Source organism: Streptomyces sp. YJ-C3 (genome assembly GCF_053891275.1).
In genome coordinates, this window is the sequence record NZ_CM132685.1 from 2,970,575 (window position 1) to 2,983,815 (window position 13,241).

Below are 13,241 nucleotides of genomic sequence, written 5' to 3' on the forward strand. Positions count from 1 at the left end.
GGCACGCCCTAGCGTTCCAGTTCCCGGTGCGCGCTCTCCGGCAGCCGCAGGTACACCGCCGACGACACGAGGCAGAGCACGGCGACGTACCAGGGGAACAGGCCGCTGTGGCCCCACTCCTTGAACAGGGTGCCCATGTACGGTGCCGTGCCGCCGAACAGGGCGACCGTCAGCGAGTACGGGAACCCGATCCCGGCGGCCCGCACCCGCGCCGGGAACACCTCCGCGTTCACCGCCGCCGAGATCGACGTGAAGCCGGTCAGCAGCACCATGCCCGCGCACTGCGCGAACAGCAGCGAGCCGATCGAGCCCGTCAGCGAGTGCAGCAGCGGCACGCTCAGCAGGGCGAAGCCGAGGCCGAAGAAGAGCAGCAGCGGCTTGCGGCCGAACCGGTCGGAGAGCAGGCCGCCGACGGGCTGGAGCAGCGCGAAGAAGGCGAGCGAGATCGTTCCGACGAGCAGCGCGTCCGACTTGTCGATGCCCGTGTTCAGTTCCGCGTACGTCGGCAGGTACGACGTCCACGTGTAGTACGCGAGGGTGCCGCCCGCCGTGATGCCGCAGATCAGCAGCGACTCGCGCGGGTGATGGCGCAGCGCGTCGAACAGGCGCGGACGCGCGGCCGGTTCGGCGAGGTCCTGGCTGCGGGTCTCCTGGGCACCCTGCCGGATCCAGAACCCGACGAGGCTGAGCAGCGCGCCCGCGACGAACGGGACACGCCAGCCCCAGCCGTCCATCTGCCCGTCGCTGAGGGTGCTCACCAGGAGCGCCGCGACGCCGGACGCCACCAACTGGCCGATGGACGTGGACACGTACTGGAAGGACGAGAACAGACCGCGCCGGCCGGGCCCCGCCGACTCGACGAGGAAGGTGGTGGACGCCGCGAACTCGCCGCCCACGGACAGCCCCTGGAGCAGCCGGGCCAGCACCAGGACGACGGGTGCGAGGACGCCCACGGCCGCGTACGTGGGCGTGATGCCGACCAGCAGACTGCTGCCGCCCATGAGGAGGATGGTGACGGTGAGGGCGGCCCGCCGCCCGTGCCGGTCCGCGACGGCCCCCATCAGCAGCCCGCCCACCGGGCGCATGAAGAAGCCGACCGCGAAGACGGCGAACGTGGACAGCAGCGGGACGAGCGAGTTGTCGGCGCTCTTGGGGAAGACCTGGTCGGCGATGTACGTGGCGAGGAACGTGTACGCGTACCAGTCGTACCACTCCACTGCGTTGCCGACGGAGGCGGCGAGCAGCTGACGTAGCGGGTGAGCAGGGCGGGTGGAGGTCGTGGTCGTCTGTGTCATGATCCTGACCCTTTCCCAAGAGATTCCCTGCTCACGCGGCGGTTGACGGAGTTGTCATCTTGCCGTCGACCAAGCAGGACCGCTGCGACCGACGGGCGCTGCCGTTTGGTGCGGCCGAAGATCAGAATCACCATCACGGGCGCTGAGTCAGCAAAAAGTCAGCACGAGCCCGAGGTCAGTACTTTGCCTTCCATACCCAAGCAGCTCGCCCGCGGCGTGGGCACTTTCGCCAAGGCGTGCAAGTGCAGCCAGCCCACTCGTTGCCCGCACCCCTACTTCATCCGCTACCGCGATGCGGCGGGCAAAACAGCGTGAGGAGACCGGTTTCCGGACGCAGGACGCTGCGAAGGAACGGCTCGTCGAGCTGTACGCACGGAAGTCCAACACGCCGGCGTCCAAGGCCGAACTCATCCGACGCTACGGGCAAATGCGGTTCGAGGACTTCGTCGGCGGCACTTCTTCGCGGCGAACTGCCTGGCACACAACATCACGGACGTCGCCGAGTGGATGGGGCACAAGAGCATCGAGGTCACGTTCCGCATTACCGGCATCTCATGCCGGCCTCAATCGGGCGGGCAGCAAGGCTTCTCGATCAAGGCCTCCACGACCTCGCCGCCTGAGGTGGGGCTCTGGAACAGCTTGCCCGTCAGACGAGACGCTGTTGCCGAGTCCATGCGTCCACGTCGGAGACCTTGAACTGCAACTTTGCGTTCCGCCCGGAACCGAACTTGTAAGGGCCGTCCCGTAACTGTTGGTCAGGTGGGTGGTGAGTCGTTCAGGTTGCTGCCGCGGTGGACGACGCCGTGGGCGATGTCCAGGATGAGGCCTGCGTGGGTGAAGCTGTGGGCGCGCAAGCGGACCAGGGCTTGATTTCGACGAGAGGTGCAGGCCAAGGCCCTCAGGGATTCCTGGAAGGCCCTTCTGGATCGGCCGGAAGTACCGTGCTGATCTGGCAGTTCACCTCGTGCACCGTGCACCGCGCGCCGATCCGTTCACGGCCTCGGCGATCAAGAGTGACCGTGCACCCCGGAAGGCGGAAAGGCTTCCATCATCCGGCCGATTCTTTCTGTGCAGACCAATCCGGCGATATCTCCACTCCGAATATTTACAATCTCGTTCCCTGGCATCTCATGGCGTCAGTAGAGACTGACGCTGAATCGTCGAGCCTCAACGAGGCTGAAGATTTCCGTATTCGGATTTCTGTCGGCCCGTCCCTCTTTGGTCTGGGAGTTCGAGGCGTGGTCCGGACGGGTGAAGTCGCAGGCGTCGGCCAATCCGTGTCCCGTCGACGCTCCGGATTGCGAGTGAGGAGCAAGTAGTTCCTTGCCTCCGCCCGTTTGGGCCGGGGCTGTATGAGCAGTGAGGGAAAGTTCATGTCTCGTGTACTGAAGAGTGCGGCGATCGCGGTCACCGTCGGCGGTGCGGTCCTGGCCGGCGCGGGTGCCGCGTCCGCGGACGCCGGCGCTCAGGGTGCCGCTTGGGGCTCGCCGGGTGTGTTGTCGGGCAACGTGGTCCAGGTCCCGGTGCACGTCCCGGTCAACGCCTGCGGCAACACCGTCAACGTCATCGGCCTGCTCAACCCGGCCTTCGGCAACAGCTGCTCCAACGGTTCGGGCGGCTGGGGCGGTCACGCCTGGGACGAGGGCCACATGGGCGGCCAGCATGGCTCGATGAACCACCACGGCGACATGGGTATGTGGAAGTAGGCAACCACCCCACGCCAAGCCGGGGCATCACCTGATGCCGCACGGCGAAAGGGTTCTGGCGCCGTCCGATCGGACGGCGCCAGAACCCCTCGTGGATCCGACGACATAGCGCGGCATCAATGTCACCGTGGGCTGCGCGCGTTGCCAGCAGATGGGCCAGCTGAAGGCGAGGTCTATAAACGCTGTACGGGAAGTCTCGTCTCTCTGGCGCCTTCAATGGCCGACGGCACCTTCATGGATGCCATCGCGGACAAGTGCTTGATTCGCGGGGCTTCTACGAGAAGCGTGGCCGCGAGCTCGGTACGTGAGTGCGTGGAGGAGTGGACGGCTTCCCTCTTCGCGTGGGTGAGGGTGGCGGGAGGGGCTCCGGCCTGGGAGCGCATGGTGTCACGACGTTTGCGGGCGTCCGGCCATGGCGCATGAACGCCATGGCCGCTTCTCATAGTGACGCGAGCATGGGCCAACGGGACGGCGCCGAGGCTGGCGGTGACGACGACGTCGGTTTCGGTCAGTGCCGTGGGGCCTGCGCTGCGCGCGGTGGCGACGGTCGTCTCGTGCCAACTGCCGTCGCCGTCAGGGACGGTGGTGGCGGTGTAGACGCCACCGTCATGGGTGTTGGCCAGGGCGACGGCGAGAGTGTCTGACGAGGATGCGAAAGACTCTCTGCCGTCCTGTGAGAAGACAGGCCGGCACCGGGCGCCATCGGCACCCGTCCGGTGCGCGTGTGGCGACGTATTACCAGTGACAGCCATGCAGTCCTGGTGAGGCGAGTGCGATGACGAACGAAGAATTCCGGCGGCTCATGGAGCAGGCTCGCGCGGAAGCCCGGCGCACCACCCTCGCTCGACGGGACGTCAGCGCCAGTGATCTGTACGAGGCCCGGGCGCGGCACGAGGAGTTCGGCGCCTGCGCTCATTGAGGTCGGCTCCTTGGGGGCCGGACGTCATGGCCGGCAGAACGCCAGAAGCGGGCGGGAGGGGTGGGGTTGCTGTCGCGACCCCAACCCTCCCGCCCGCTGGACACGACCTGCCGGGAAGGCACCGCAACCTTCCCGGCCCGACTCCGTCGGCCCGTGTGCACCCCGGATGCCCAAGGAATCATCTGGGGCGGGCGCGTGCGCGGAGGCCGTTCGACGCAGGCCGTCCCGCCGGTCGGCCTGCGCGGTCGTGTCAGCTCTTGGGCGTTCAGCTCTTGGGCATGAGGACGGAGTCGATGATGTAGACGTTGGCGTTGGCGGTCTTCACGTTGCCGCAGACCACGTTCGCACTGTCGTTGACCTTGTAGTTCTCGCCGGAGCCCGACGTGGTGACCTTCGACTTCTCCAGCGTGTCGAAGGAGCCGTTCTCCAGGTCCTTGGGGGCGAGCTTCTGGCCCACGACGTGGTAGGTGAGGATCTTGGTGAGCTGGGCCTTGTCGTTGAGGACCTTGTCGAGGTCGGCCTTGGGGATCTTGGCGAAGGCGTCGTTGGTGGGCGCGAAGACGGTGATGTTCTTGGCGTTGTTCAGGGTGTCGACGAGGCCGGCCTTCTTCACCGCGGTGACGAGGGTCGACAGCGCCGGGTTGTTGGACGCGGCGGTGGCGACGGGGTCCTTGGCCATGCCGTCGAAGGAGCCCGCGCCGTCCTTGGGCACGGAGGAACAGGCCGGGCCGAACGGCTCGCTCATCGCGTTCATGTCGTCGGAGGGGCTGGCCATGTCGGAGCCCTTGGAGGCGGCCGAGGACGCGGTGTCGGAGGCCTTGTCCTTGGAGTCGCTGTCGGAGCACGCGGTCAGCGCGAGCGGCAGCATGGCCGCGGCGGCGACGACGACGGCGGCACGACGAAGGCGAGTCTGCATGAAAATCCCTCAACGATCGGAACTGTGAAGGCCATCCGCCTCCATCGCCGGGAATCCGGTGCGCTCGCCGCCGCGGATTGGTCGGTTCCTCGAAAGAGTGAAACCCAAGAGGAGGAGAGCCCCCGAACGCGCTGGTCAGCCCGAGTGCCGGGAGCGCCAGTACGGGTTGTCGTGGGGGAGGCCTCCGCTGACGCGTCCGTACATGCCGCCGGTCATCAGCAGCAGTCCGACGGCGAAGCTGAACAGGACGTTCTGCATGCGGAAGTTGAGGAAGTTGAAGCGGCTGTCCAGCGCGAACAGGAACGCGAAGCCGGCCAGCAGGAAGGCGATGCCGAGCACCATGTTCACGGTGGACGCGGTGTTGCCGCCGCGGGCGGCGGCCGCCAGCAGCACGGCGCCGACCACAAGGGACAGGATGCTCAGGGCTCCGTTGGTGTTGAGGCCGAGGGCGGTGTTGGCGCCGGTGTCGAAGAAGCCGATCCGGCGGATGAGCCCCAGGACACCGAACGCCAGCAGGAACAGGCCCATGATTCCGGCGCTGTACCGGTAGACCCGGCTCAGACGATGGTCGACCGGCAGATGATCGTCGAGTTTCACCCGCGGGCGCGCGTGGGGACCGGCGTGAAGTGTGGTCATGGTGAGTAACTCCTTGCCCCCACCGGACGGATGCAGACGGATACGGACGGATACGGATCGCTGACGTGACCGTGGCGTCAGCAGCTGGGCGGCTGCCAGGCGGTGGGGCGGACGTGGGAGGCGCTAATCCAGCCGTGGGCGTCGTTGTCGAAGTACCAGACCGACGTTCCGTCCGCGTGGCCGCCGTTGGTCTGGCAGAACAGCCGGATGTGGGAGCCCGCGGTCAGCGTGGCGGTGGCCCTCGCGTGCACGGTCGGCGCGTCACGGACGTATACCTCGGTCCGTGCCGTCACGACGGCCGGAGCGGCATGGTCGTCATGTCCGTTCCCGGACCAGGACCAAGCCCCGGCCGCGGACTCCGTCCAGGACCCTGACCAGGTCCATGATTCCGACCAGGAACTGCCGGGTCCCCAGCCGTCCGGGTCCCAGCCGGAAGCGTGAGCGCCGCCGGCGGCAGCGACGCCTGTCAGGACACAGGCCCCGGTCAGGGCGGCGGCGCAGGCCCCGGCGCGGATCTTCGAGTGGTTCATGGCCGACTCCTCCTCGGGAACGCCCCTCCTGTTTCCCCTGCGCCCGCGGGTCCCGCTGCGAATGGCGCCGCACCATCGGTGCGCCCTCCATCGGTAATCCGGAACCAGTGTCCGCCTCGGATTGCCGAAAGTGATGAAATTCTCAAAACGGTGCAATCCAGATCCCTTGTGGCGTCGAATTCCTGGTGTGAGGGCGCGAATGACGCGCCGACCCCCGGTAGCCCGCGCTCTCACCGGCCCCGGGCCGCTCGGGGGCCCGGCGGGTCCGCTCGCCCGCCGCAAAGGAGTGTTGATCATGACCGCTCATCGCGTAAGCACACGGATCCTGGTCGGAGCGGCGGCGCTCGCGCTGCCGTTCTCGCTGGCGGCGCTGGCGCCGTCCGCGTCGGCCGACGACATGACCGGCCCGTTCGGACCGGCCTGCTCCTCCGTCCCCAAGGACGGTGCGGGCTCCTTCGACGGCATGGCCAAGGACCCGGTGGCGACGGCCGCCTCGAACAACCCGGACCTGTCGACGCTGGTCACGGCGGTGAAGAAGGCCGGCCTGGTAGACACGCTGAACAACGCGAAGGACATCACCGTGTTCGCGCCGACGAACGAGGCGTTCGCGAAGATCCCGAAGGCGGATCTGGACAAGGTCCTCAACGACAAGGCCCAGCTGACCAAGATCCTCACGTATCACGTGGTCGGGGAGAAGGTCACGCAGGACAAGCTGGCCGACGGCAGCTTCAAGACACTGGAGGGCGGCATGCTCACCACGTCCGGTTCGGGCGAGAAGTACAAGGTCAACGACACCGCGAACATCGTCTGCGGCGATGTGCAGACCTCGAACGCCACCGTGCACATCATCGACAGCGTCCTGATGCCCAAGAGCTGACTGTACGACCGAACGGCGCGCAGTCGGAGGGAAAAGGGGAGTCAAGGGGTGCACCGAAGGTGCACCCCTTGATCATGCCCGGGAAGCGCCGAGATCGATCAGGCAGGCAGCTGCAGCAGGGCCACCGGCTGGGTGGTCGGCTGCTTGGATCCGCCGTCCGGTTCGAGAGTGACCCCCACGCCGGACGCCTTGCCGACGGCGCCCGTCATCAGGACGCTCTGGCTCGCTCGGGAGGGGTTCATCAGGCCGGCCGGGCGCATGTGATCGCCATCGGCGAACCACAGTTGGTACACCTTGCCCTTCGGCGGCTCCGCCATACCGGAGGCGATGAAAACGGCCTTGTCCGTGTCGTGCGAGACGACCACTGAGCCGTGCGCCCCGCCCTTGACGGCCGTCGAGGTCACTTTGGCGTCCGGGGCGGCGAGCACGGCGGTGATCTGTTCGGCCTGCTGCTGTACGGCCTCGGCCTGTTGACGGGCCTCGTCGGCCTGCTGGTGCTGCCACAGCGTCGAGCCGCCGAGCGCGGCGGCCGCGGCGACACAGGCGGCGAGCGCCCAGCGCATGGCGTGCCCGCGACGCGCTGTGCGCGACAAAGCCGTCACCGCGGAACGAGGGCGCTCCTGCCGCACACCGGCGATCTGCTCCATCACCTGAGCCTTGAGGCGGGGCGGTGGCGGCATCGTGGCCGCGAGCGCCAGCCGTCCAGCTGTCGCCGTCAGCTCACGTACCTCCTGGGCGCAGTCCTCGCACTTGGCGAGGTGCTGCTCGAACGCGACGCGCTCGTCTTCTTCCAGGGCATCCAATGCGTAGGCGCCCGTCAGCGTGTGCAGGTCGGTCGGGGCGGTCATGCGGTCACCCCCAAGCAGTCGCGAAGCCGGATGAGCCCGTCTCGCAGTCGCGTCTTGATCGTGCCCAACGGGGTGGACAGCGCCTCCGCGACCTCCTTGTACGTGAGGCCCTGGTAGTACGCCAACGTCACCGACTGACGCTGGATCTCACTAAGGGAACGCAGGCAGCGGCGCAGCTGTTCCCGCTCCAGCTGCCCTTCCACCTGTTCACTCACCTCGTCGAACTCCGGTACCTGATCGAGCAGCGCGACCCGGTGGTCGCGTGCGGCAGCCGCCTCCACCGAGCGGATCCGGTCCACGGTGCGGCGGTGCGCCAGGGTGAGCACCCAGTTCAGGACCGTGCCCCGATCCGGCCGGTAGCGAGCTGCGGTCCGCCAGACCTCGACGAGGACTTCCTGGGCGACTTCCTCGGACTGGGCATGATCGCGTAGCAGCTTGCACACGACGCCGAACACGGGCGCGGCCACCGCGTCGTAGACCACGGAGAACGCATCGCGATCCCCCTGCGCGACGAGGGCAAGCTGTTCCTGCAGATCAGGTCCACGGGCTGGGCCGGGCCTGATCGGCCTGGGGTGTGTCATGTGCCGCCTTCCGAACACCACCGCTGGACAGCGGCAGAGCAGGTCAAAGTCACCAGTAACGCACAGCGTTCCCCCTCTACTCGAACCAGGGCCCGAAGTGCGCTTCGGCCAGGAGTCAGTCGACGGTGACGACGACGGAGTGCCATCCGGAGGCGCCGTCGGGGATGGTCGGGGTGCGCTTCTCGGTCTGGGTCTCGCCGGTGCGGTCGGTGGCCCGGACGGTGAGGGTGTGGCCGCCCTTGGTGGCCTGCCAGGGGTAGGACCATTGCCGCCAGGTGTCGCGGGTGTCCTCGGTGGCGAGGCGGGCCTCTTCCCAGGGGCCGTCGTCGACGCGTACTTCGACCTTGTCGATGCCGCGGTGCTGCGCCCAGGCCACCCCGGCGACCATAACGGTGCCCGCCTTCGGCCGGCCGAACGGCTTGGGGGTGTCGATGCGCGACTCGGTCTTGATGGGCGCCTTCTGCGCCCAGTCCCGCTTGACCCAGTACGAGTCGTAGGAGTCGAACGTGGTCAGCTCGATGTCCTCGATCCACTTGCAGGCCGACACATAGCCGTACAGCCCCGGGACCACCATGCGCACAGGGAAACCGTGCTCGAAGGGGAGCGGTTGGCCGTTCATGCCGAGGGCGAGCATCGCGTCCCGGCCGTCCATCACGCCCTCGACGGGACTGCCGATGGTCATCCCGTCCACCGAACGCGCCACCAGCTGGTCGGCGGGCCCGCCCTTCGACGGCGGTTTCACCCCGCACTGCGTGAGGAGGTCGGTCAGGCGGACGCCGATCCAGCGGGCGTTGCCCACGTAGGGGCCGCCGACCTCGTTGGAGACGCAGGTCAAGGTGATGTTGCGTTCGATGAGCGGCATCTTCAGCAGGTCGTCGAAGGAGACAGTCAGTTCGCGCTCCACGCCCTTGCCATGGATGCGCAGCTTCCAGCTGGTGGCGTCGACCTTGGGCACGACCAGCGCGGTGTCGACGCGGTAGAAGTCACCGTTGGGCGTCATGAAGGGGCTGATGTCCTTGATCCGCAGGGCCGCGCCGCGCGGGACCGGGGCCGCCTTCGACGCCGGGGCGGGAATCACCACGTCCTTGCGGGAGGCGACGGCGTTCTGGCCCTGGGACCCGTTCAGCGCCCGGCCCGCGAGCCCCGCGCCGGTGGAAGCCGCGGCCGCCGCGGTCGCGGCGAGGATGAACCCGCGCCGGTCCCACCCCGACTCACCTGAGCCGTCGGCGTCATGTACGGGGGCTGTGTCATCCAGTGGCTGCGCCGCGGCGTCTTCCGAGACAGAGCCTCGAGAGGCGGAGGCATGGCGGGTGGCGTCCCCGGTGCGTCCAAGTCGGCCGATCAAGTAGTAGAGCAGGCAGGCGCCGACGATGGCGCCGACGGCGGAGGGCAGCGCGTCCGTGATGCCGGTGGAGTCGGGCCTGCTGGTGGCGGCCAGAGCGCCGACGACGCCGAACGCGAGGACACCCATCGAACCGATCAGCCGCCACCGTGCGGCGAGGGCCCCGAGCACCAGGGCGAGCACGGTCAGCACGGCCAGGATGCCCAGTTGCAGCACCAGCTTGTCGTTCGTGCCGAACTGCCGGATCGCCCAGTCCTTGACCGCCGGCGGGGTGCGGTCGATCGCCGCCCCGCCCACCGCGATGACCGGACCCGATTCGGGCCGCACCGCCGCGGAGACCAGCTCGGCGACCGCGATCGCCGCATATCCGGCGAGCAGTCCGCTCAGTGCGCCCAGAGACAGGCGTTTGATGCCGCGCAGCGGCGTGGAGGTCGAGTCGTCGTCCATGTCCGGGAATCCGTTCTTGCGCTGCGCCTGGATTGGTCGTTCACGCCATCGAGGGATGAAGGGGCATGCGGCAGCAGTAGCAGGAAGAGCAGCACGGTCCCTGGTGGCAGCGCCGCCGGGCTGCCGGTATTCCACGGTCTGGAGGGCAGCGTGCGGGGCGAAAGAGTGACGGCTTGTGCGAAGACCAAGCCGTGGGGCACAGGCCGCCGGATTACCGGCGGGCACACAGACCCACACCACACCGCCCGACCAGATGAGGCAATGGCCGCCGCAGGGAAGCGGTGATACCTGCCGCTTCAGCGGCCAGGTCGATTACTCCGGGGGAGCAGCTGTGAGAGCGCACATCCTGTTCGCGTCGTTGATGAGGCGGGTACGGCCCGAGCCTGCGGCTGGTTGCCGGTTCAAGGCTCGTGCCTGCCGCGGCGGTAGGAAGCAAGGTGCGTGTGGCCGAGGCGAAACGCGCCTCGCGGCCTGCCGCTTGAGCTCCGAAACGTGTCCGGTGATGCCGCCCGCGGTGCTGAGGGAAGCCGTGTTGAGAGCCATCTCGCACACACCTCAGGAACCCGCAGACACACACGCCGCTCCACAGACCGACCACGATGCGACCAATCCGCCTCCCGGTAGGCCTCCGGAATAGGGGAGTCAGAAGCTTGTGGAGTCCGAAGCCGTCGGCAGATTGCTGAACGGCACAGGGAAGAGGCTTGCTGCGACAGCCCGTCCCACCGCACGGTTGACCTCCCTTGCCGCCGTTCCCGCGGCTCTCGCCCTCGCCGCTGTTCCCGCCGCAGCACACTCAGGCCACACCTCGGCAAGTGGCTCCGGCGACACGTACCAGATCGACCTGGCTTCCCTGAACAACTCCGGCGCCAAGGGCACAGCGATGCTCATGCTCGACGGCACCCGGCTCACCGTGAAGATCGAAGCGTCCGGACTCGTGCCCGGCCAGCCCCACGCACAGCACATCCACGGTTCCACCGACGGCCATGACTTCCACTGCCCGGACGCGTCCGCGGACAAGAACAAGGACGGGCATCGTCACCACCGCCGAGGGCCTTCCGGTCTACGGCGACATCAACATCTCCTTGAGCACCAAGGGCGACACATCCAAGAAGAGCGGTCTGGCCGTCGACCGGATGCCGGTCGCAGACCAGAACGGCACACTCTCCTACGAGCGCACGATCACCGTGTCGCAGGAGGTCGCCGACCACATCAAGGACCTGCACGTGGTCCAGCACGGCATCGATCCCCACCACAACGACAAGTACGACTTCGGCAAGGGCAAGAGCGAACTCGACCCCAAGCTTCCGCAGGAAGCGACCGCTCCGACGGACCGCGGCATGGTCCAGGCTCCCGCACCGAGCAGTACGCCAAGAAGGACGTCCCCTCCATCGACGTCTACGGCAACGTCGACTACGCCGGACTGCGACTGATCACTTGCGCCGGCACATACAGCGGTCACTCCTACGCCGACAACACGGTCGTCTACGCCCGCCTCGACCCCGAGTCCTGAACCCGCGCCCGAATCCCGGCGGCGCCTCCGTGGATTTCTTTGTGGAGTAGACCAATCCGTCGGGGCTGGGGTCCCGGATTCCTGGCAGGGGACAGTGGGCGAGACGAGGGGGAGCGGCCGTGGACGAGCAGGACGTGGCTGTGGTGCAGGACAGTTTGCAGCGAGCATCGGCCCGCGGCGTGCACGTGGTCCGGTACTTCTATGCGCACTTGTTCGGGAGCAGACCGGACCTGCGTCGGCTGTTCCCTGCCGAACTCGGGGAGCAGCACGAGCGGCTGCTGAACGCGCTGCTGCACGTGATCACCCATCTCGACAGTCCCGCCACGGTGTCCTACCTCCAACGGCTGGGTCGTGACCACCGCCGGTACGGCATCGCCCGGCGTGATTACCTCAGCGTCGGACAGAGCCTGATCGCATCGATCGCCGAGCACACTCCCCGCACCTGGAACGAGGACACCGAACGAGCCTGGACGAACGTGTACGGCATGGCGATGGACACCATGCTGGCCGCGGCCCAACAGGACAAGGACGCACGGCGCCCGGCGAGCTGGGAGGCCACAGTGGTCTCCCGCCGCCTGGACCGCACGGGACACACGGTGGTCCTGCAGATGGTTCCCGACCAGCCCTACGCCTTCCGGCCCGGTCAGTACGCGGCTGTCCACCACCCGGAACTGCGCGGCGTGTGGCGCCCCTACTCGTTGTTGCGCCCGGACGACGACGCGACACGCGGCGAGGTGGAACTCCACATCGCCCGCACACCCCATGGGCCTTTGAGCGCGCTGCTGTGCGACCGCACCTTTCCCGGGCAGTCCCTCACCGTGTCCACGCCGGGCGGGGACGGCTGGGGCGCCCAGGACACGGGACCGCTGACCCTGATCGCGGCAGGCACGGGCTGGGCTCCGGCCCGTGCCGTCCTCAGCGAGCAGGTGCAGCGCTTCCCGGCGCGCAGCATTGACCTGCACATAGTGGCCCGTAGCCGTGACCACTTCTACGACCAGTCCCATCTCGCCCAGCTCGAGAGCCGACACCACCAGTTGACCTGCCACTGGTGGTGGCCACGGGACCCGGACCGGGTCCGCGGGTTCCAGCGTGCGTTCCAGGACCATCTGGCCGGTGAGCGCTCCTTGGCCGCCCGTCACGTCTACGTCGCGGGTCCCCCCGCCTTCGTCCGCGACACCGTGGGCACCCTGGAAGAACACAACCGGCCACTCAGCGTGACGCACGATCCGCTCCCTGCGGAGCACTCCCAAGCACCGCTCACCCACGCAGAACGCGTCCTCGACCCGCCCCGTCCACGTTGGGTCAACCCGTCGCTGCACCACACCGGATGACCATCGGGCGGTGTCAGACGCCGGACGCCGACGGACCCGCGACAACAAGTCGCCACTGGACTCGGCGGAGCCGCGTCTCTGCACCCCGTGCGAGGCGCGAAACTGTCGGGCCCCACGATCTCTGCTCTTCAGCAACTATGTGTCTCGATCGAGAGGACCCTGAAATGAGCCGCGTATTCACGGTGCGCAGGAGCATCGACATCGGGGTGACTCCCGAGGTCGCCCATCAGGCCGTGAGTCGTCCTGAAGACATGGGCCGGTGAAGCTTCCAGTTCTGGAACATCGACAGGACGCTGCAGAACC

General features: G+C 67.8%; 11 protein-coding genes and 2 pseudogenes. 6 read left to right on the forward strand and 7 right to left on the reverse strand.

The genetic code is table 11. The features are described 5' to 3' along the window. Window positions 1-8 precede the first annotated feature (8 nt). Entirely contained in the window at window positions 9-1,295 is a 1,287-nt protein-coding gene (locus ACVHNB_RS12990; protein ID WP_456228123.1) for an MFS transporter, read from the reverse strand. Window positions 1,296-1,745: 450 nt separating this feature from the next. Between ACVHNB_RS12990 and ACVHNB_RS12995 the strand changes: the two are divergent. The 3 genes and pseudogenes from ACVHNB_RS12995 to ACVHNB_RS13005 form a co-directional block, all read left to right on the forward strand. Next, window positions 1,746-1,915 (forward strand): annotated as a pseudogene (locus tag ACVHNB_RS12995) (tyrosine-type recombinase/integrase); the annotation flags it as partial. Between the two features lie 753 nt (window positions 1,916-2,668). Next, a complete protein-coding gene (locus ACVHNB_RS13000) occupies window positions 2,669-3,001 on the forward strand; it encodes a chaplin (RefSeq protein WP_456228124.1) in 333 nt (110 codons plus the stop codon). A gap of 775 nt (window positions 3,002-3,776) precedes the next feature. Continuing rightward, the gene (locus ACVHNB_RS13005) at window positions 3,777-3,920 is read left to right on the forward strand and encodes a hypothetical protein (RefSeq protein WP_428951146.1); all 144 of its coding nucleotides are present in this window, start codon (window positions 3,777-3,779) and stop codon (window positions 3,918-3,920) included. Between the two features lie 265 nt (window positions 3,921-4,185). On the opposite strand, the gene ACVHNB_RS13010 is transcribed toward ACVHNB_RS13005, so the two are convergent. From ACVHNB_RS13010 to ACVHNB_RS13020, 3 genes are all read right to left on the reverse strand, one after another. Beyond that, window positions 4,186-4,836, reverse strand: a complete 651-nt coding sequence (locus tag ACVHNB_RS13010; RefSeq protein ID WP_456228125.1) for a fasciclin domain-containing protein — start codon at window positions 4,834-4,836, stop codon at window positions 4,186-4,188. A gap of 135 nt (window positions 4,837-4,971) precedes the next feature. Beyond that, window positions 4,972-5,472 carry a DUF4383 domain-containing protein gene (locus tag ACVHNB_RS13015; protein WP_428951144.1) on the reverse strand — a complete coding sequence of 167 codons (501 nt, stop codon included), beginning with the start codon at window positions 5,470-5,472 and terminating at the stop codon, window positions 4,972-4,974. Window positions 5,473-5,549: 77 nt separating this feature from the next. Beyond that, on the reverse strand, window positions 5,550-6,002 hold the full coding sequence (locus tag ACVHNB_RS13020; RefSeq protein ID WP_456228126.1) for a hypothetical protein: 453 nt from the start codon (window positions 6,000-6,002) through the stop codon (window positions 5,550-5,552). 295 nt (window positions 6,003-6,297) lie between these two features. On the opposite strand from ACVHNB_RS13020, the gene ACVHNB_RS13025 reads away from it, so the two are divergent. Continuing rightward, window positions 6,298-6,879, forward strand: coding sequence for a fasciclin domain-containing protein (locus ACVHNB_RS13025; protein WP_428951141.1), 582 nt, complete (start codon window positions 6,298-6,300; stop codon window positions 6,877-6,879). A gap of 98 nt (window positions 6,880-6,977) precedes the next feature. On the opposite strand, the gene ACVHNB_RS13030 is transcribed toward ACVHNB_RS13025, so the two are convergent. The 3 genes from ACVHNB_RS13030 to ACVHNB_RS13040 form a co-directional block, all read right to left on the reverse strand. Beyond that, window positions 6,978-7,727 carry an anti-sigma factor gene (locus ACVHNB_RS13030; protein ID WP_456228127.1) on the reverse strand — a complete coding sequence of 250 codons (750 nt, stop codon included), beginning with the start codon at window positions 7,725-7,727 and terminating at the stop codon, window positions 6,978-6,980. After that, a complete protein-coding gene (locus ACVHNB_RS13035; protein WP_456228128.1) occupies window positions 7,724-8,308 on the reverse strand; it encodes a sigma-70 family RNA polymerase sigma factor in 585 nt (194 codons plus the stop codon). Before ACVHNB_RS13035 ends, ACVHNB_RS13030 begins: the two co-directional genes overlap by 4 nt. A gap of 115 nt (window positions 8,309-8,423) precedes the next feature. Continuing rightward, window positions 8,424-10,097 (reverse strand): molybdopterin-dependent oxidoreductase, encoded by a 1,674-nt coding sequence (locus ACVHNB_RS13040; RefSeq protein ID WP_456228129.1) that lies wholly within the window; start codon window positions 10,095-10,097, stop codon window positions 8,424-8,426. A gap of 730 nt (window positions 10,098-10,827) precedes the next feature. On the opposite strand from ACVHNB_RS13040, the pseudogene ACVHNB_RS13045 reads away from it, so the two are divergent. Then, window positions 10,828-11,467: pseudogene (locus tag ACVHNB_RS13045) on the forward strand (hypothetical protein); the annotation flags it as partial. A gap of 259 nt (window positions 11,468-11,726) precedes the next feature. Next, entirely contained in the window at window positions 11,727-12,938 is a 1,212-nt protein-coding gene (locus tag ACVHNB_RS13050; RefSeq protein WP_456228130.1) for a globin domain-containing protein, read from the forward strand. The last annotated feature ends 303 nt before the right edge of the window (window positions 12,939-13,241 follow it).